We start from the raw sequence: 19,343 nt of genomic DNA, 5'->3' as shown, positions 1-19,343 counted from the left end.
GTAGGGTGTCAACCCTGTGGATAACCGACGCGATCGGGGCGGGATGGATTCGGACGACGACAGGGACGCCCAGGGCGAGGGCGGAACCGTTCCCGCCGCCGAGGCGCCCGCGGCTCCGGGCGGAATGGCCGGGCTCTCGTTTCCGTACCAGATCGTCGCCGCCGTGGCGCTCGCCGCCTTCGGGGTGCTCGCCTGCGTGCAGCTGGCCATGGTCTTCCTGCACGTCGCACCCTCCAACACACTGACCAAGCAGCACGGCGCGGCGGTGGACGACTGGGTGTACCCCGAGTTCGAACAGAACTGGAAGCTCTTCGCGCCGAACCCGCTGCAGCAGAACGTGGCCGTTCAGGTGCGCACCGAGACAGCCGGCCCCGGAGGTCCGCGCACGTCCGCCTGGCGGGATCTCTCCGCCGAGGACGGCCGGGCGATACGCGGCAATCCGCTGCCCAGCCACGTCCAGCAGAACGAGCTCCGCCGGGCCTGGGACTTCTACGTCGGATCGCACGACGACAAGAACCGGGCCAACGGCCTGCGCGGCACCCTGTCCGAGAAGTACGTCCGCCGCCTCGTGATGCTGCGCCTCGGCGACCAGGACGACGGCGAGATCCTGAGGATTCAGGTCAGGTCCGAGGTACGGGCCGTCGCGGCGCCCGAGTGGAGCGACGAGAAGATCAGCACCGGCCCGTCCTATCGCGTCCTTCCCTGGTGGAAGGTCACCGCCGACGACCTGCCCGGGGAGGCGGGACAGTGAGCACGCCCCAGCCGGCCCGCGGCCTCGCCGGCTCGATCCAGCGCGTCACGGCCTCGGCCCTCGGCCCGTACCAGAGCGCCGTGATCCGTATCGGCTTCGCGGCTACCTTCCTGCTGTTCCTGCTCCGTGAGCTTCCCCACCGGCACGAGATGTACGGGCCCGACGCCCCCTGGCGCTGGGACCTGGCGCGGCAGCTGATATCCGGGAACCAGGCGTTCACGACCCTCATGTGGTCGGACAGCGCTCTCTGGTTCGAGATCGTCTACGCGCTGGCGCTGCTCTCGTCCCTCCTGCTGATGCTCGGCTGGCACACCCGGGCCGTCTCCGTGGTCTTCATGGCCGGAGTGCTCTCGCTGCAGAACCGCAGCATCTTCATGGGCGACGGCGGCGACAACGTCCTCCACCTGATGGCCATCTACCTGGTGCTGACCCGCTGCGGGCAGGTCTGGTCGCTGGACGCCCGGCGGGCGCGGCGCCGCGAATCCGCGGGGGACGCCGGCCAGGAGGCCGGTGGGCGGCGGATGCCCGGGGAGCCGGCCGGGATCGTGCTGTGGGCGGTGCTCGGGGCCGTCCTGGTGGGGGCCTCGGCAGCGGGCGGTCTGGGCGGAACCGTATGGCTGCCGCTCCTCCTGTGGTGTCTGTGGATCGGCCAGGGCGCCTGGTGGGCCGTGAACCGGTACGCGCCGCGCCATGAGCTCCGTACCCTCCTCGACGTCATCGCCAGCCTCGCCCACAACGCCACTCTCCTCGTGATCATGGCCGAGGTCTGCCTGATCTACGCCACGGCCGGCTGGTACAAGATCCAGGGCTCGCGCTGGCAGGACGGGACCGCGCTGTACTACCCGCTCAAGCTGGAGTACTTCACGCCGTGGCCCGCCCTCTCGGACCTCCTGGCCTCCAGCGGCGTCATGGTCATGGTGCTGTCGTACGCCACGGTCATCGTGCAGGTGGCCTTCCCGTTCACCCTCTTCAACCGGCGCGTGAAGAACTTCCTGCTCGGCGCGATGATCTGTGAGCACGCGGGGATCGCGCTCCTGCTGGGGCTGCCGTTCTTCTCGATGGCCATGATCACCGCGGACGCCGTCTTCCTGCCGACCGCCTTCCTGGTGTGGCTCGGCGGGCGGGTGACCACCGGGCGTGAGCGGGTGTTCCGGCGGTGGGGGCGGGTGCCGGCGCCGCGTGCCGCCGCCGGCGGTCCGGAGGCACCGGAGCCCGGCGGCGACGGGAGCCATACCCTCGTCGGGTGAGCAGTGAGACCGGCAGCACCGGTGAGACCAGCGGCAACGGCGCGCCTGCGGGTGACGAGCCCGTGCAGTACGACGAGGGGTTCGGGACGGAGATCGGTGTCGGGCCGCATCCGCTGCCCTGGCCGGAGGGCGAGCGGTACGACCCCGAGCTGCTGGCGGGTGGCGACCGGCGGAACGTGGGCGACGAGTACCGGTACTGGACCCGTGAGGCGATCGTCGCCGACCTCGATCTGCGCCGCCACGATTTCCACGTGGCCGTGGAGAACTGGGGCCACGACTTCAACATCGGGTCCGTGGTGCGGACCGCGAACGCCTTCCTGGCCAAGGAGGTGCACATCGTGGGGCGGCGGCGCTGGAACCGGCGCGGGGCGATGGTCACCGACCGCTACCAGCACGTCCGGCACCACCCCGACACCGCGAGCCTGACCGCCTGGGCGGCGGCCGAGGGGCTGCCGATCATCGGGATCGACAACCTGCCGGGGGCTGTGCCGTTGGAGCGGACGGTCCTGCCCCGGCGGTGTGTCCTCCTGTTCGGGCAGGAGGGGCCCGGGCTGACGGAGGAGGCTCGGCGGTGTGCGGAGATGGTGTGTTCCATCGCGCAGTTCGGTTCCACGCGGTCGATCAACGCGGGGGCGGCCGCCGCGATCGCCATGCACGCCTGGGTGGCAAGGTACGCGGTGATTCCTGGGTGAGGCGGGCGGGGCGGGTGCGCCTGCGGCGGGCTTGCCCCCTACCCGCCCCCTCCCGAAACCGAAGCTCTGGCCCGGACCCCGCGCCTCAAACGCCGGCGAGGCCGGGGTCCACGCGGCTTCACCTCTGGCGGCGGACCTCGATCGTGCGGAAGCGGTTGGAGACGAAGGCGCCGTCGCAGAGGGCCGCGTTGGCCGCCGGGTTGCCCCCTGAGCCGTGGTAGTCGGAGAACGCCGCCGTCTGGTTGACGTACACACCGCCGGTGAGGTTCAGGGAGAGCTGCGCGGACTCGTCCAGGCAGACGGCCTCCACCGCACGCTCCACCTCCGGGGACGTCGTGTACGCGCCGACCGTCATCGCGCCCTTCTCGCGGATCGTACGGCGCAGCAGCTCCAGGCCGTCCGCCGTCGAGTCGACCGCGACCGCGAAGGAGACCGGGCCGAAGCACTCCGAGAGGTAGGGGGCCGTCTCGCCCGCCGTCTTGGCGGCGTCGAGCTTGACGATCACCGGGGTGCGGACCGTGGCGTCCGGGAAGTCCGGGTTGGCCACCTCGCGGGACGGAAGCGCCACCTCGCCCAGCTGGGCCGCCGACTCCAGCCGGGCCTTCACATCGGGGTTGACCAGGGCACCCAGCAGGCCGTTGGCCCTGGCGTCGTCGCCCAGGAGGCCGGTGACGGCGGCGGCGATGTCGCCCACCACGTCGTCGTACGTCTTGTCGCCGGCGTCCGTGGTGATGCCGGAGCGGGGGATGAGCACGTTCTGCGGGGTGGTGCACATCTGGCCGCTGTACAGGGAGAGCGAGAACGCCAGGTTGGCGAGCATGCCGCGGTAGTCGTCGGTGGAGTCCACGACGACCGTGTTGACGCCGGCCTTCTCCGTGTAGACCTGGGCCTGGCGGGCGTTGGCCTCCAGCCAGTCGCCGAACTCCGTGGAGCCCGTGTAGTCGATGATCTTGATCTCGGGGCGGACCGCCAGGGTCTTGGCGATGCCCTCGCCCGGGCGTTCGGCGGCCAGGGCGACGAGGTCGGGGTCGAAGCCGGCCTCGGCGAGCACCTCGCGCGCCAGCCGGACCGTGAGGGCCAGCGGCAGGACCGCGCGGGGGTGCGGCTTGACCAGGACCGGGTTGCCCGTGGCGAGGGAGGCGAAGAGGCCCGGGTAGCCGTTCCACGTGGGGAAGGTGTTGCAGCCGATCAGCAGCGAGATGCCGCGGCCCGCCGGGATGAAGGTCTTGTGCAGCGCGAGCGGATCGCGCTTTCCCTGCGGCTTGGACCAGTCGGCCGTCCGGGGCGCGCGGAGCTGCTCCTCGTAGGCGTAGGCGACGGCTTCGAGGCCCCGGTCCTGGGCGTGCGGGCCGCCGGCCTGGAACGCCATCATGAACGCCTGGCCGCTGGTGTGCATCACGGCGTGCGCGAACTCATGGGTGCGGGCACTGATCCGCGCCAGGATCTCCAGACAGACCAGGGCCCTGGTCTCGGGGCCCGCCTCGCGCCAGGCCGGCATGCCCGCCCGCATCGCCGGAAGCAGCACGTCCAGGTCCGCGTGCGGGTACTCGACGCCGAGCTCGGGGCCGTACGGAGAGACCTCCCCGCCCGTCCAGCCGTCGGTGCCCGGCTGTCCGAGGTCGAAACGGCCGTGCAGCACGGCGTCGAAGGCGGCCTTGCCCTCGGCGGCGCCGAGGCTTCCCGGAGCGCCGCCCTCTCCGTACGCCTTCGGGTGCTCGGGGTGCGGGGACCAGTAGTCACGCGTGCGGATCGCTTCGAGGGCCCGGTCCAGCGTGGAGCGGTGCCTCTCGGACAGCAGGTGCGGGGAGAGCTCGGCGGCCATGACGGACCAACTCCTCATCGAGCTGGGCAGGGACGGGCGGACAGAGTTAGAGTAACCGAACGATCGGTCGGGACAAGGGGGCCCACGAAACCTGTGGACAACTCGTAGGGGAGGATCGCGGACATGACCACGGCCAAGCGGGACACGTACACCCCGGAGACTCTGCTGACCGTCGCCGTCCGCGTGTTCAACGAGCGCGGCTACGACGGCACGTCCATGGAGCACCTGTCCAAGGCGGCCGGTATCTCCAAGTCGTCCATCTACCACCATGTCGCGGGCAAGGAGGAGCTGCTGCGCCGCGCGGTCAGCCGGGCTCTCGACGGGCTGTTCGAGATCCTTGACGAACCGGGGGCGACGCGGGGCCGCGCCATCGAGCGGGTCGAGTACGTCACGCGTCGTACCGTCGATGTGCTGATAGCCGAACTCCCCTACGTCACGCTGCTGCTGCGGGTGCGGGGCAACACGAAGACCGAGCGCTGGGCCCTGGAGCGGCGGCGTGAGTTCGACCAGCGGGTCGCCGAACTGCTGAAGGCGGCCGTCGCGGACGGCGATCTCCGCTCCGACGTGGACATACGGCTCGCGACGCGGCTGCTGTTCGGGATGGTCAACTCGCTCGTGGAGTGGTACCGGCCGCTGCCCGACGGAGGCGCGGACGGGGACCGCCTCGCCGACACGGTGGTGCGGCTGGCCTTCGACGGCATGAAGGCGGGCCCGGACCGCCGTTGACCACGGGGTGGGTGCGGCCTCACTGGCGGGCTGTTCGTCGGACGGCGGGGACGGTAAGGGCGACGGCGGTGGCGCGCAGGCCGGGAGGCCGGATGATTTCGGCTGTCTGACGCCGGAGGGGGCCGAGCTGGCGTCGATCACCTTCCCGGGCGAGGACACGCGCTGGGCCACCGTGCGCGGTTTCCTCGCGAAATACGGGCTCTGACCTGCCCGTATCCGTTCAGGCGAGCTCGGTGGGGCAGTCCGGTCCCGGGTCCAGGTCCGTTTCCTCGAACACCAGCAGCGTGCGCGTGGAGAGCACTTCCGGAATGGCCTGAATACGGGTCAGCACCAGCTCGCGCAGCGTCCGGTTGTCCGGCGTGTGCACCAGGAGCAGGACGTCGAAGTCGCCGCTGACCAGGGCGATATGGGTGGCTCCCGGCAACGCCTGGAGCTGTTCGCGGACGGTCCGCCAGGAATTCTGGACGATCTTGAGCGTGATGTACGCGGAGGCGCCCTGCCCCGCCCGTTCGTGGTTCACCCGCGCGCCGAAGCCCCGGATCACGCCGTCCTCGATGAGCCGGTTGATCCGGGCATACGCGTTCGCGCGCGATACGTGGACCCGGTCGGCCACCGACCGTATCGAGGCGCGTCCGTCCGTCCGGAGCAGTCGGAGGATGGCGTGGTCGACCGAATCGAGCGGGCGTGCCGGCGGAACCTGGCCCGGCCCCTCGGCCCCGTCGGCCATTTGTTCAGCTGGCATGTTCCCGCGCCTCCCCGTCCTGGACGACCTGCCCCTATCCCAGGCTGTGGATAACCGTTTGTCCACAGGCTGACGGCGCCTGTAGCCAAAATGCGCTCGCGACCGAACAATCGGTAGGTGAGGCACGCCACACCTGCGCCTCACATCGTTTTCGATATATCACCATATGTCGACACCCCTCGATGCTCGGAGGTGCCTGTCATGACGGTCCAAGAGCTGCCCGGTGCGGCCGCCTACCGGCCCACGCCGCCCCCGGCCTGGAAGCCGCTGACCGATCCCGCGCCGCTGCTTCCGGACTCGGAGCCGTACCGGGTCCTCGGTACGGACGCCGTGGCCGAAGCCGATCCCGAGCTGCTGCTGCGGCTCTACGCGGAGCTGGTGCGCGGACGGCGGTACAACGCCCAGGCGACGGCCCTGACGAAGCAGGGCAGACTGGCGGTCTACCCGTCGAGCACGGGCCAGGAGGCGTGCGAGGTCGCGGCGGCCCTGGTCCTCGAGGAGCGGGACTGGCTCTTCCCCAGCTACCGCGACACGCTCGCGGCGGTGGCCCGGGGCCTCGACCCGGTCGAGGCGCTGACGCTGCTGCGGGGCGACCGGCACACCGGTTACGACCCGCGGGCGCACCGCATCGCCCCGCTGTGCACCCCGCTCGCCACCCAGTTGCCGCACGCCGTGGGGCTGGCTCACGCGGCACGGCTGAAGGGCGACGACGTGGTCGCGCTGGCGATGGTCGGCGACGGCGGCACCAGTGAGGGCGACTTCCACGAGGCGCTGAACTTCGCGGCGGTCTGGAAGGCCCCGGTGGTCTTCCTCGTGCAGAACAACGGCTTCGCCATCTCCGTACCGCTGGCCAAGCAGACGGCGGCGCCGTCCCTGGCCCACAAGGCCGTGGGGTACGGCATGCCCGGCCGGCTGGTCGACGGAAACGACGCGGCGGCGGTGCACGAGGTGCTGACCGATGCGGTCGCCCGGGCCCGGGCCGGCGGCGGTCCGACGCTGGTCGAGGCGGTCACGTACCGCATGGACGCCCATACGAACGCCGACGACGCGACCCGCTACCGCGGCGACGGCGAGGTCGAGGCATGGCGGGACCACGATCCCGTCCAGCTCCTGGAGCGCGAGCTGACCGGACGCGGCCTGCTCGACGACGAGGGGGTGGAAGAGGCACGGATGGCCGCCGAGCGGATGGCCGCGGCGCTGCGGGACCGGATGAACGCGGACCCGGTGCTCGATCCGATGGACCTCTTCACCCATGTGTACGCGGAGCAGACGGCGCAGTTGCGGGAGCAGGCCGCCCGGCTGCGCGAGGAGCTGGCCGCGGAGAACGACCAGCACGGACCGGAAGACGGGGGAGCGGCGCGATGACCACGGCAGCGGTGACGACCGGGGCGCGGACGGCGAAGGCCAAGCCCGCCACCATGGCGCAGGCGCTGGGGCGCGCGCTGCGCGACGCGATGGCCGAGGACCCCGCGGTGCACGTCCTCGGGGAGGACGTCGGGACGCTCGGCGGGGTCTTCAGGATCACCGACGGGCTGGCGAAGGAGTTCGGCGACGAACGCTGCACGGACACCCCGCTCGCCGAGGCCGGCATCCTCGGGGCGGCGGTCGGCATGGCGATGTACGGGCTGCGGCCCGTGGTCGAGATGCAGTTCGACGCGTTCGCGTATCCGGCGTTCGAGCAGCTCGCCAGCCATGTCGCCAAGATGCGGAACCGGACCGGGGGCGCGATGCCGCTCCCGATCACCGTCCGGGTGCCGTACGGCGGCGGTATCGGAGGCGTCGAGCACCACAGCGACTCCTCGGAGGCGTACTACATGGCGACCCCGGGTCTCCATGTCGTCACGCCGGCCACGGTCGAGGACGCGTACGGGCTGCTGCGGGCCTCGATCGCCTCGGACGACCCTGTGGTCTTCATGGAGCCGAAGCGGTTGTACTGGTCGAAGGCCGACTGGTCGCCGGAGCACCCCACCGCCGTGGAGCCCATCGGCCGGGCCGTCGTGCGCCGCCCCGGCCGCAGCGCGACCCTGATCACGTACGGGCCGTCCCTGCCGGTCTGCATGGAGGCCGCGCAGGCGGCGGTCGAGGAGGGCTGGGACCTGGAAGTGGTCGACCTGCGCTCGCTGGTGCCGTTCGACGACGAGACCGTCGCCGCCTCCGTCCGGCGCACCGGGCGCGCGGTCGTCGTCCACGAGTCGACCGGCTTCGGCGGGCCCGGCGGTGAGATCGCGGCCCGGATCACCGAGCAGTGTTTCCACCACCTGGAGGCGCCGGTGCTGCGGGTCGCCGGGTTCGACATCCCCTACCCGCCGCCGATGCAGGAGCGGCACCACCTTCCCGGGGTGGACCGGGTCCTCGACGCCGTCGCGCGGCTCCAGTGGGAGGCGGACAACTGATGCCTCAGGTTCTTGAGTTCAGGCTTCCGGATCTCGGCGAGGGGCTGACCGAGGCCGAGATCGTGCGCTGGCTGGTGGAGGTCGGGGACGTCGTCGCCATCGACCAGCCGGTGGTGGAGGTGGAGACGGCCAAGGCGATGGTGGAGGTGCCCTGCCCGTACGGGGGTGTGGTGACCGCCCGCTTCGGCGACGAGGGCACCGAGCTTCCGGTGGGAGCGCCGCTGCTGACCGTGGCCGTCGGATCGCCCGTGGAAGGCGACGGCGGCGGGACGGACGCGGATTCCGGTGCGCAGGATTCCGGCTCCGGGAACGTGCTGGTGGGGTACGGGACCGGAGCGCCGCCGGTGCGGCGCCGGCGTGTCCGGCCGGAGGGGCCCAAGGCGGCCGTCCCGGCGCCCGTGGCGGCCGTCGCGGCCCCGGCTCCGGCCCCCGTGTCCGACCCCGCGCCCGGGCCGGTCGCGGTCGTGTCACCACTGGTCCGCAGGCTCGCGCGGCAGCACGATCTGGACCTGCGCCGGCTCACCGGATCGGGGCCGGACGGGCTGATCCTGCGCGCCGACGTCGAATCCGCGATCCGGTCGGCCACCGAGGCACCCGCACCGCAGGCCGCCGCGTCCTCCGCGCCCGTCGCGTCCTCCGCGTCCTCCGCTTCGACGGCGCCCGCCGCTTCGTCCGCCGCCGGTGAGCGGGTCGCTTTGCGCGGTGTACGGGGAGCGGTCGCCGACAAGCTGTCCCGCAGCCGGCGGGAGATCCCCGACGCCACCTGCTGGGTCGACGCCGATGCGACCGAGCTGATGGCCGCGCGTGCCGCGATGAACGGTGCCGCCGGGGCCGGCGCCCCCAAGGTGTCGGTGCTCGCGCTCCTCGCCCGTATCTGCACGGCGGCCCTGGCCCGCCACCCGGAGCTGAACTCCACGGTGGACCAGGAGGCGCGCGAGATCGTCCGGCTGCCGCAGGTCCACCTCGGCTTCGCGGCGCAGACCGACCGGGGCCTGGTCGTCCCCGTCGTACGGGACGCCCACGCCCGCACCACGGAGTCGATCGGCGCCGAGATCGCCCGGCTGACCGAGGCGGCCAGAGCGGGCTCGCTGACGCCGGCCGAGCTGACCGGCGGCACGTTCACGCTCAACAACTACGGGGTCTTCGGGGTCGACGGCTCGACGCCGATCATCAATCACCCCGAGGCCGCGATGCTGGGCGTCGGCCGTATCGTGCCCAAGCCGTGGGTCCACGAGGGGCAGCTCGCCGTGCGCCAGGTCGTGCAGCTCTCCCTGACCTTCGATCACCGGGTCTGCGACGGCGGCACCGCCGGGGGCTTCCTGCGGTACGTGGCGGACTGCGTGGAGCAGCCGGCGTTGCTGCTGCGGAGCGTATAGGCCCTGGGGCCCGGCCGCCCGGGCCCCGCATACTCGGGGCATGACCGCGTACGACGCCATCGTTCTCGCCGGAGGGGCCGCCAGGCGGCTGGGCGGTGCCGACAAGCCCGCCGTGCGGGTGGGCGGCCGTCGGCTCCTCGACCGGGTGCTCGCCGCCTGCCCCGACGCCCGGACCACCGTCGTGGTGGGGGACCGGCGGCCCACCGCGCGTGCGGTGACCTGGGCGCGCGAAGTCCCGCCCGGCGGAGGTCCGTTGGCCGCGCTGGCGGCCGGGGTCCGGCACACCTCGGCGGAGCGGGTGCTCGTGCTCTCGGCGGATCTGCCGTTCCTGGGCGGCGAGACGGTCGCGGGGCTGCTGGCCGCCTCGGGCCGGCAGGGTGCCGAGGGCGCCCTGTGCACCGACGAGAACGGGCGCGACCAGCCGCTCGTCGCCGTCTACCGGGGCGAACCGCTCCGTCGCGAACTGGCCCTCCTCGCCGTCGAGCACGGGGGACTGGGCGGGCTGCCGCTGAGGCTGCTCACCCAGGAGCTGACGCTGTGCCGGGTGGCGGCGGGCCCCCTCGCCTCGTTCGACTGCGACACCTGGGAGGACATCGCTTCGGCCCGGGCCCGGATCAGAGAACATGGGACGGTGCTGGATGAATGGATCACCGCAGTCAAGGAAGAACTCGGCATCGACCTCGACGTCGACACCGGCCTCCTGCTCGACCTCGCCCGTGACGCCGCCCATGGCGTCGCCCGGCCCGCCGCACCCCTGACGACCTTCCTGGTCGGCTACGCGGCGGCGAAGGCGAGCGGCGACGGCGGAGGGCCCGAGGCAGTGGCGGAGGCCGCCCGCAAGGCGACCGCGCTCGCGCTCCGGTGGGCGGACGAGAACGAGACACCGTGACGGGGCCCGGGGGAGCGGGGGGCGCCGGGGGCGCCGGGAAGCCGGAAGACTCCGGCGGCCTCGGTGGCGATGCCGCTTGCGGGGACGAGCGCCACGCAGGGGACGACCCCGGCGCCGTCGCGGGGACGCGGGCAGCCGGTGCGTGTGCGGCCGATGCGGAGGCAGAGGCCGACGAGGAGCGGGCCGTTGCCCAGGCCCTGGCCCTCGTGAGCCGGCAGGCGCCCCACCCGGCGGGCGCGCCGTCCGTCAGGCCCGCCGGGCCGCAGGGCGATCAGCGCTCCCCCGCGCCGGGCGACTGGCTCACCCGCCTCCACGACGACTGGCCGCAGACCCCGGCCGACGGCGCGCCGGGTGCCGGGCCCAGCGCCCCGCCGGCCGGGTCCGACCGCACGGACCAGCCGGACAGCCACGGCCCCGACGCGTCTGCTTCCGGTCTCGATGCGTCCGCCTCTCGGTCGGGCGTGTCCGCCTCCCGGCCCGGCGCCTTCCGGTCCGATGCGTCCGCTTCCCGGTCCGGCGCGCCTGCCTCCCGGTCCGGCGCGCCTGCCTCCCGGCCCGGCGCCTCCCCTGCCTCCCCCCGGCCCGGCGCCCCCCAGAACGGCGCCTTCCCCCGGTCCGACGCGTCCGCTTCCCGGTCCGACGCGTCCGCCCCCCGGCCGGGCGCCTCCCCTGCCTCCCCCCAGACCGGCGCCCCCCGGCCCGGCGCCTCCCCCGCCGCCCCCCAACACGGCGCCGCCTCCCGGCCGGGCGCCTCCCCTGCCTTCCCCCAGACCGGCGCCTCCCGGTCCGGCGCCTCCCCCGCCGCCCCCGCCTCCCCCCGGCCCGGCGCCTCCCCCGCCGCCCCCCAACACGGCGCCGCCTCCCGGCCCGACGCCGCCTCCCGGCCGGGCGCATCCGCCCAGACCGGTGCCGCCCCCACCTCCCCCGGACACGGCGCCGCCCCCCGACACGGTGCCTCCCTCAACTCCCCCCCGCCCCGGCACCTCTCCTGGCGTGCGGCTCGGGGTGTTGCCACGCGGGCCGGGCAGTGTGGTGCTGTCCGTACCGAGGGGCTCGGGCTCGGCTTGGCGCTGGGGCGGGTCCTGGGGGAGGCACTGGTCGCGCTCACCGATCTGCCGTCCTTCGACACCTCGGCCATGGACGGGTGGGCCGTTGCCGGGCCGGGGCCCTGGCGCATCCGGGACGACGGCGGCATCCTCGCCGGGCACGGCGCACCCACCCCGCTGCACGACGGAGAGGCCGTGCGCATCGCCACGGGTGGCCGTATCCCCGCAGAGGTCACCGCGGTCATCCGCAGCGAGCACGCGCACGCCGACGAAGCGAAGGGGCTGTTGTACGCACAGCGGTCCGTGAGCCAGGGGCAGGACATCCGGCCGCGCGGCCAGGAATGCCGGTCGGGGGAGATCCTGCTCCCCGCCGGCACCGTCGTCACGCCCGCCGTGCTCGGACTGGCCGCGGCCGCCGGCTACGACGAGCTGCCCGTCCGTGCCCGTCCGCGCGTCGACGTCCTGGTGCTGGGCGACGAACTGCTGACCGCCGGGCTGCCGCACGACGGGTTGATCCGCGATGCGCTGGGTCCCATGATCGGGCCCTGGGTACGGGCACTGGGCGTCGAGGTCGCGCCGCCTCGGCGCCTCGGCGACGACGCGGAGGCCCTGCGGAAGGCTCTCACCGGCTCCGAGGCGGACCTGATCATCACGACCGGGGGCACCGCTGCCGGGCCCGTCGACCACGTCCACCGCGTCCTCGGCCGGATCGGGGCGGAGCTCCTGGTCGACGGGGTCGCCGTGCGGCCCGGCCATCCGATGCTGCTGGCCCGGCTCCCCTCCGCCGGGCCCTGGCTCGTCGGGCTGCCCGGCAACCCCCTCGCCGCCGTCTCCGGACTGCTCACCCTGGCCGGGCCGCTCCTCGGCGGACTGGCCGGCCGCACCCCCGACGACGGATACCGGGTGGCCGTGCGCGACGATGTGCACGGGCATCCCCATGACACCCGGCTGGTGCCCGTGGTCCACCGGACGGCCGGAGAACCCGGAACCGCAGGCGGGGCAGAGCACGTCGTACCACTGCACTACAACGGTCCCGCCATGCTGCGCGGGATCGCCGCCGCAGACGGGTTGGCCGTCGTGGAGCCGGGCGGGGTACGGTCCGGCACCGAGGTGGAGATCCTCGATCTACCGTGGGCCCCGGCGACGCCGTGGACTGAAGGGTGTTTCACGTGAAACTTCCGGGCCAGGACGCGATGGCCAGGCGGGCGGACGAACAGGTCGTTCCCACCCGCGTGATGCTTCCGCGCCGGGTCGTGGACGGCCCGGCGCGCCAGGTGGCCAAGCGGCTGATGATGGCTCTGATGGTGCTCGCCATCACCGTGTTCATCGTCTGGATCGACCGGGACGGCTATCACGACGCGGCCGACGGCAAGGTCGACCTGCTGGACTCGGTGTACTACGCGACGGTCACCCTCTCCACCACCGGCTACGGCGACATCACCCCGTACAGCGACGGGGCCCGCCTCATCAATGTGGTGCTCGTGACACCGCTGCGCGTGCTCTTCCTCATCATCCTGGTCGGCACCACCCTTGAGGTCCTTACGGAGCGGACCCGGGAGGACTTCCGGCTGAAGCGTTGGAGAACCAACTTGCGTGACCACACCGTCGTCGTCGGCTTCGGCACGAAGGGCCGCTCGGCCATCCAGACCCTGCGCGCCACCGGGCTGAGCAAGGAACAGATCGTCATCGTCGATCCGGCGTCCAAGGTGATAGAGATCGCCAACGCCGAGGGCTTCACGGGTGTCGTCGGGGACGCCACGCGCAGCGAGGTGCTGCTGCGGGCCGAGCTCCAGAAGGCCCGCCAGGTCATCATCGCCACCCAGCGCGACGACACCGCGGTGCTGGTCGCGCTGACCGCTCGCCAGCTCAACCGGGGCGCGAAGATCGTGGCCGCGGTCCGCGAGGAGGAGAACGCCCCGCTGCTGCGGCAGTCCGGCGCGGACGCCGTCATCACCAGTGCCAGCGCGGCGGGCCGGCTGCTCGGCCTCTCCGTCCTCAGCCCCAGCGCGGGCACGGTGATGGAGGACCTCATCCAGCAGGGCAGCGGACTCGATCTGATCGAACGGCCGGTGATAAAGAGCGAGGTCGGCAAGAGCGTCCGGGAGACCGACGACCTCGTCGTCAACGTGCTGCGGGGCCACCGCCTCCTCGGCTACGACGACCCGGCGGCGAGCCCCCTGCAGCTGACGGACCGCCTGATCACCATCGTCCGCGCCTCGAACGAGCCGCCCACCCACCCGCCGCACCAGGGCATCCCGCGTTCCTGAGACCGCCCCGGCCCAGGAGTAGCCTCGTGGCCATGCATGCGATCACCATCCCCGAACCCGGTGGCCCCGAGGCACTCGTCTGGACCGAGGTGCCCGATCCGGTCCCCGGCGAGGGCGAAGTCCTCATCGACGTCGTGGCCAGCGCGGTCAACCGGGCCGATGTGCTCCAGCGGCAGGGCTTCTACGACCCGCCGCCGGGAGCTTCCTCCTACCCGGGCCTGGAGTGCTCCGGCCGGGTCTCGGCCCTCGGCCCCGGGGTCACCGGCTGGGCCGTCGGCGACGAGGTGTGCGCGCTCCTCGCGGGCGGCGGTTACGCGGAGAAGGTCGCCGTCCCGGCGGGTCAGCTCCTCCCCGTCCCCAAGGGCCTCGGCCTCGTGCGGGCCGCGGCGCTGCCCGAGGTGACGGCCACGGTCTGGTCCAACGTGTTCATGGTGGCCCATCTGCGGCCCGCCGAGACCCTGCTGGTGCACGGCGGGTCCAGCGGCATCGGCACGATGGCGATCCAGCTCGCCAAGGCCGTCGGCGCACGGGTCGCCGTGACGGCCGGAAGCCCCGACAAGCTGGCACGCTGCGCGGAGCTGGGCGCGGACATCCTGATCAACTACCGCGAGCAGGACTTCGTGGAGGAGATCCGCGAGGCCACGGCCGGGGCGGGCGCGGACGTCATCCTGGACAACATGGGCGCGAAGTACCTCGACCGGAACGTCCAGGCGCTCGCCGTCAACGGCCGGCTCGCCATCATCGGGCTCCAGGGCGGCGCCCAGGGCGAACTGAACCTCGGCATGCTGCTCAACAAGCGGGCGGCCGTATCGGCGACCTCGCTGCGGGTGCGTCCGCTCGCGGAGAAGGCCGCGATCGTCGCGGCGGTCCGCGAGCACGTCTGGCCCCTCATCGAGGAGGGCGTGGTCAAGCCGGTGGTCGACCGTACGGTGCCGATGCGGGACGCGGCGGAGGGCCACCGGGTCATGGAGTCCAGCACCCACATCGGCAAGGTGCTGCTCCAGCCGCCGACAGCCGCCTGACCGCGGGCGAACGTACGCCTGACCGCGGGCGAACGTACGAGAGGGGCCCGGCGCACTGCGGTGTGCCGGGCCCCCGTGCGTGGTCGGTTACAGGTACGGCCCCGAGCGGACCGGGCCGTGCGGGTCGATCCCGCCGTCCTCCTCCGGGCCACTGCCGGGCGGCAGGGCGCGGCGCATCTGCTCCAGCTGGGCGCGGGCCGCCATCTGCTGGGCGAACAGCGCGGTCTGGATGCCGTGGAACAGGCCCTCCAGCCAGCCCACCAGCTGGGCCTGGGCGATCCGCAGCTCCGCCTCGGAGGGCACCGAATCCTCGGTGAACGGCAGGGACAGCCGCTCCAGCTCCTCCACCAGCTCCGGCGCCAGACCGTCCTCCAGCTCCTTCACGGAACCGGCGTGGATCTCCTTGAGGCGTACCCGGCTCGCCTCGTCGAGAGGAGCGGCCCTGACCTCCTCCAGGAGCTGCTTGATCATGCTGCCGATCCGCATGACCTTCGCGGGCTGCTCGACCATCTCCGTCACCGGGACCTCCCGCGACTCGTCGTCAGTGCCACCGCCGCCGATCGCCATTCCGTCCTGCCCCACTACGAGGACCTGGGGGTGCTCCTGCGACCGTTCATTCATCGGCATCTCCATGCCGCCATTGTCTCGCACACACGGTGTTCAACACTGTGGTGCCCCCGGAAACGGTTGATCCACCGCCCCGGGGGCACCGAACAGCTCAGCGGCACTCAGCCGGCCCGGCGTGCCAGGGCCACCCGCGAGCGGGTGAACGCCGCCGCGAGCCCGCCCGCCAGCAGCGGAACGGCCACGGCCAGCAGCCCGAGCGTCGCCCAGGGCAGCACGATCGGCGTGTACGCGGACTCCATGGGCTGCTCGCGCATCTGCTCCATCGCGTCCCGCAGATCGACCAGCCGCAGCGCCACCGCGGGCACCAGCCCCGCGGCCGTTCCGAGCAGTACCCCGGTCAGCGCCACCACCAGGCACTGGAAGCCGGAGAGCGACCGCCGCACGCGCGGGGGCGCGCCGACCGCGCTGAGCGTGGTGAGGTCGGCCTCCGCGTCCGCCTTGGCCAGGCCGGTCGTGATCGCAGCGGCGCCCATGGTCACCACCCCGGCGAACAGCGTGAGGATCAGCTGGATGGTGCTGCCCCGGTCGTTGGGGCCGGAGCTGGACTGCACCCAGAGTCCACCGCCGGCCTGGTCGATGGCGGCCGACGTCCGCTGGCTCTCCGCGTCCGTGGGCTGGTGACCGACGGCGTACACACTGCCGTAGGGCTCCGTGTGCAGGCCGAGGCGTTCGGCGGTCCGCTGCGGAAGGATCATGCGGATGCCGGGCGTGGTGGCGTACTCCGGCTTCGCGACGTACACCTTCAGCCGGTCGGTGGTCTTCCGGGTCTTGCCGGGGTGCAGCTCGCGGTTCTCCTTGTCCTTGGGGTTGTACCGGTGGACGGCTTCGAGGGTGACCTCGCCGTTCTCCGCGTACGCCTCGTTGAGCAGGACGGGGGTGCCGGCCTTCAGGGCCGCGGCCGCCGCCGGGTCGCGCAGCTTCACATACGTGTCGAGGAGGGCCGCGTCGCCGACGACGATGTTGTTGGAGTCCGAGCTGAAGGTGCCGACGGAGATGCGCACGTCCACGCAGGCGGGGGTCCGCATCATGGCGCGGTGCTCCTCGGCGGAGAGCCGGCCGGCCAGCTCCCTGGCGCCCTTGTCCGCGAGGGGGCAGGTGTGGCCCTTGCCGGTGGGCTTGACCAGCGTCATGGAGCCGCAGCTGCTCTCGTCCTCGTAGTAGACGTTGCAGTCGCTGCCCGCCCACACCCGGGAGATGTCCGCCCGGCCGCCGGTCACCGCCATGTTGTGCTCCACGGCGGCCCGGGCCGCCGGAAGGCGCTTGACGGCCTCCGCGTCGCCCGCCGACAGGGAGATCGTCCCCTCCGCGAGCATGGGCGTGTACTCGTAGTCGGACTCGGCGAGATTGCTGGCCATGTAGGTGGCGATGGCCACCGACCCCGCCACGGCCGCCATGACGGCGGCCACCGCCGGAGCGGTGCGGCCCCGGTTGCGGGCCGCGTCGCGCAGCGCCATCCGGGGGGAGAGCGGGAACCTGCGGCCGAGCCGGCCCAGCAGCCCCACGATCACCGGAATGCAGGCGAGCAGGCCCACCTCGGCGACGACCGAGCCGCCGGCGACCAGGGTGGAATCGCCGCTGGTGCCCCCGAGGACGGCGACGAGCACGCCGAGGGCGAGCACGCAGGCGCCCGTGACGGGCAGCACCCGGGAGCCGCGGCGCACCCCGCGCCGGCCGGTGAGCGATTCCAGCACGGACTGCCGGCCCGCCACGATCGCCGGGGCGAGAGCCGCCAGAACACCGGTGACCAGTCCGAGCACGGCGATGACCAGGAGATCGGCGGGACGTACCACCAGGGAACCGAAGCGGTGCCCGGCCCAGCCCTCGATCAGCGGCCGGCAGACCACCGTGAGCAGCAGCCCGGCCACCACACCGGCGACCGCGCCGGCGCCGCCGAGCACCAGACCGCCGCCGAGGACCACCGCGCGGACCTGGCTCCGGTCGCCGCCGCACGTGCCGAGCAGGCCCAGCTGGCGCCGGGAGCGGCGGGCGCCGACGGCGAACGCGGGCCCGGCCAGCAGCACGATCTCCAGGATCGTCATCGCGACGACGGTGACGAGGGCGGCGCTGGTCTCCTCGCTCCCGGTGTCCATCGCGTTGTAGTCCGGGTGCGTCCGGAGCAGCGGGATCTCGGAGTCGGGCGGGGGATTCTCGGAGACCTGCCGCGAGGTGACGACGGCACCGGCCTTGTTGGCCGCCAGCACGTCCTCCCAGCCGATTCCGGCCTTCCCCGGCCCCTCGACCAGCCACTGCGCCGGGCCCGCGTTGGGCGCGGGGACCTTCGTGTCGTGGTCGGCCATCGCCTGCCAGGGGGCGATCACCGCGCCCGGATCGGCGTACAGCCGCTTCGCCTCCAGGTCGGCGGGCAGTTCGACCGCCCCGGTGATCGTGTACTTCTTGCCGGACGGCGTCACCGTGGTCACGGAGCCCACGTGCAGGCCCGCCGAGTCCAGGAACGGCTCGGTGGCCACCATCTCGTCCGTGGAGCGCGGGAACGCGCCCTCCAGGAGGTCGATCCTCCCGCGGGCCATCCGGTCCGAGGTCCTGAACTCGACGACCTCGACGCTCGCGATCCCGTACGCGGTCGTGACCGTGGCGGGCACGGACTGTTCACTGATCGCCCGCGCGCCCTCGGGAAAGGCGCCGCGCATGTCGATCGGCGCGGGTTCCTCGCTAGGAGCCTCGCCGCTCACGCTGTCGTACATGTCGCCGTCGGGCATCTGCTGGACCGGCCCCATGGCCGCATCGCTGTACAGCGCGTCGGCCGCCCCGAGCCGGGACGTCAGCTGCTCCGCCGGGCTCAGGTCCGCGCTGCGGTACGTGATGTCGGCGGCCGTCACGCCGAGGACCGGCAGCGCGATCATCGCGACCACCAGGGCGCTGCGGCCCTTGGCCCGAAGGGCGTCGCGGCGGGCTATCCGGAGGGCGGCGCGCCACCCCGTGAAGAGGCTCACTCGGCTCCCCCGGCGGCCAGCAGCGAGTCGGCCCCGGCCGTCAGCGTCTGGTCCACGATCGAACCGTCCCGGAGGAAGACGACCCGGTCCGCCCAGGCCGCGTAACGCGGTTCGTGCGTGACCATCACCCCGGCCGCGCCCTGGTCGCAGCGGTTGCGCAGGAGCGCGAGGACGGCCTCGCCGGTCTCGGAGTCGAGCGCGCCGGTCGGCTCGTCGGCGAGGACGAGGCGCCGGTCCCCCACCAGCGCGCGGGCGATGGCGACGCGCTGCTGCTGGCCGCCGGACATCTCGTCCGGGAAACGGTCCGCGATCTCCAGGAGGTTCATCTCCTCCAGCGCGGCGCGCGCCTCCTTGCGGGCCCTGCGGACCGAGACGCCGTCCAGCTCGCGGGGCAGGGCGATGTTCTCGGCGGCGGTCAGGGCGGGGATCAGGTTGTAGTCCTGGAAGACGTAGCCGACGCTGCGGCGGCGCAGGGCGGCGAGGCCCTTGCGGCCGAGCGTGGAGATGTCCTGGCCCTCGATGATCACCTGGCCGCCGCTCGCGGTGTCGAGGCCGCCGGCGAGGGTGAGCAGGGTGGACTTGCCCGAGCCGGACGGGCCCATGACGGCGACGAGCTCACCGGCGTGCACCGACAGGCTGATGCCGCGCAGCGCCTGCACCTCGGCGATGCCGGTGCCGTGGGTGCGGGTGAGCGAGCGGAGTTCGAGCACCGGGGCGTCCACCGGCAGGGGCGGAGCGGATGGGGACGGGACGTGCGGGGACATGGTTCCCTCTCGGAACGGGTGGACGGAG

15 protein-coding genes and 1 pseudogene are annotated in these 19,343 nt (G+C 73.1%); 11 read left to right on the top strand and 5 right to left on the bottom strand.

What is annotated here, in order from left to right; genetic code table 11:
* Positions 1-43 precede the first annotated feature (43 nt).
* The 3 genes from FKN01_RS18680 to FKN01_RS18670 are packed head-to-tail and all read left to right on the top strand — an operon-like array spanning position 44 to position 2,690.
* Complete coding sequence (locus tag FKN01_RS18680; RefSeq protein WP_143622039.1) at positions 44-751, top strand: DUF5819 family protein; 708 nt, start codon at positions 44-46, stop codon at positions 749-751.
* A complete protein-coding gene (locus FKN01_RS18675) occupies positions 748-1,998 on the top strand; it encodes an HTTM domain-containing protein (RefSeq protein WP_143622037.1) in 1,251 nt (416 codons plus the stop codon). Before FKN01_RS18680 ends, FKN01_RS18675 begins: the two co-directional genes overlap by 4 nt.
* Positions 1,995-2,690 (top strand): TrmH family RNA methyltransferase, encoded by a 696-nt coding sequence (locus FKN01_RS18670; RefSeq protein WP_143622035.1) that lies wholly within the window; start codon positions 1,995-1,997, stop codon positions 2,688-2,690. Before FKN01_RS18675 ends, FKN01_RS18670 begins: the two co-directional genes overlap by 4 nt.
* A gap of 118 nt (positions 2,691-2,808) precedes the next feature.
* Here FKN01_RS18670 and paaN read toward each other — a convergent pair whose 3' ends face one another.
* Complete coding sequence (gene paaN, locus FKN01_RS18665; RefSeq protein WP_143622033.1) at positions 2,809-4,512, bottom strand: phenylacetic acid degradation protein PaaN; 1,704 nt, start codon at positions 4,510-4,512, stop codon at positions 2,809-2,811.
* Positions 4,513-4,635: 123 nt separating this feature from the next.
* On the opposite strand from paaN, the gene FKN01_RS18660 reads away from it, so the two are divergent.
* Complete coding sequence (locus FKN01_RS18660) at positions 4,636-5,238, top strand: TetR/AcrR family transcriptional regulator (protein ID WP_143622031.1); 603 nt, start codon at positions 4,636-4,638, stop codon at positions 5,236-5,238.
* Positions 5,239-5,458: 220 nt separating this feature from the next.
* Here the strand turns inward: FKN01_RS18660 and FKN01_RS18655 are convergent, their stop codons facing one another.
* On the bottom strand, positions 5,459-5,965 hold the full coding sequence (locus FKN01_RS18655) for an Lrp/AsnC family transcriptional regulator (protein ID WP_143622122.1): 507 nt from the start codon (positions 5,963-5,965) through the stop codon (positions 5,459-5,461).
* Between the two features lie 216 nt (positions 5,966-6,181).
* Here FKN01_RS18655 and pdhA point away from each other — a divergent pair, with 216 nt between their 5' ends.
* The 7 genes and pseudogenes from pdhA (at position 6,182) to FKN01_RS18620 (ending at position 14,973) form a co-directional block, all read left to right on the top strand.
* Positions 6,182-7,345, top strand: a complete 1,164-nt coding sequence (gene pdhA / locus FKN01_RS18650) for a pyruvate dehydrogenase (acetyl-transferring) E1 component subunit alpha (RefSeq protein ID WP_143622029.1) — start codon at positions 6,182-6,184, stop codon at positions 7,343-7,345.
* On the top strand, positions 7,342-8,373 hold the full coding sequence (locus tag FKN01_RS18645; RefSeq protein ID WP_143622027.1) for an alpha-ketoacid dehydrogenase subunit beta: 1,032 nt from the start codon (positions 7,342-7,344) through the stop codon (positions 8,371-8,373). The genes pdhA and FKN01_RS18645 overlap by 4 nt, the downstream gene beginning before the upstream one ends.
* Entirely contained in the window at positions 8,373-9,749 is a 1,377-nt protein-coding gene (locus FKN01_RS18640) for a dihydrolipoamide acetyltransferase family protein (protein WP_143622025.1), read from the top strand. Before FKN01_RS18645 ends, FKN01_RS18640 begins: the two co-directional genes overlap by 1 nt.
* A 40-nt stretch (positions 9,750-9,789) precedes the next feature.
* Positions 9,790-10,638, top strand: coding sequence for an NTP transferase domain-containing protein (locus tag FKN01_RS18635; RefSeq protein WP_143622024.1), 849 nt, complete (start codon positions 9,790-9,792; stop codon positions 10,636-10,638).
* 821 nt (positions 10,639-11,459) lie between these two features.
* Positions 11,460-12,857 (top strand): annotated as a pseudogene (locus tag FKN01_RS18630) (molybdopterin molybdotransferase MoeA); the annotation flags it as partial.
* A 20-nt stretch (positions 12,858-12,877) separates the two neighbouring features.
* Complete coding sequence (locus FKN01_RS18625) at positions 12,878-13,951, top strand: TrkA family potassium uptake protein (RefSeq protein ID WP_143622118.1); 1,074 nt, start codon at positions 12,878-12,880, stop codon at positions 13,949-13,951.
* A gap of 32 nt (positions 13,952-13,983) precedes the next feature.
* Complete coding sequence (locus FKN01_RS18620; RefSeq protein WP_143622023.1) at positions 13,984-14,973, top strand: NAD(P)H-quinone oxidoreductase; 990 nt, start codon at positions 13,984-13,986, stop codon at positions 14,971-14,973.
* A gap of 87 nt (positions 14,974-15,060) precedes the next feature.
* Here FKN01_RS18620 and FKN01_RS18615 read toward each other — a convergent pair whose 3' ends face one another.
* The 3 genes from FKN01_RS18615 to FKN01_RS18605 form a co-directional block, all read right to left on the bottom strand.
* Positions 15,061-15,606: a bacterial proteasome activator family protein gene (locus FKN01_RS18615; protein WP_143622022.1), complete on the bottom strand. Its 546-nt coding sequence runs from the start codon at positions 15,604-15,606 to the stop codon at positions 15,061-15,063.
* Between the two features lie 95 nt (positions 15,607-15,701).
* Positions 15,702-18,551 carry an FtsX-like permease family protein gene (locus tag FKN01_RS18610; protein WP_143622021.1) on the bottom strand — a complete coding sequence of 950 codons (2,850 nt, stop codon included), beginning with the start codon at positions 18,549-18,551 and terminating at the stop codon, positions 15,702-15,704.
* Entirely contained in the window at positions 18,548-19,315 is a 768-nt protein-coding gene (locus FKN01_RS18605; RefSeq protein WP_143622020.1) for an ABC transporter ATP-binding protein, read from the bottom strand. Before FKN01_RS18605 ends, FKN01_RS18610 begins: the two co-directional genes overlap by 4 nt.
* Positions 19,316-19,343: the final 28 nt, after the last annotated feature.

Source organism: Streptomyces sp. 130 (assembly GCF_007096885.1).
Lineage (GTDB): Bacteria > Actinomycetota > Actinomycetes > Streptomycetales > Streptomycetaceae > Streptomyces.
This window is presented reverse-complemented; position numbering and strand designations above follow the sequence as displayed.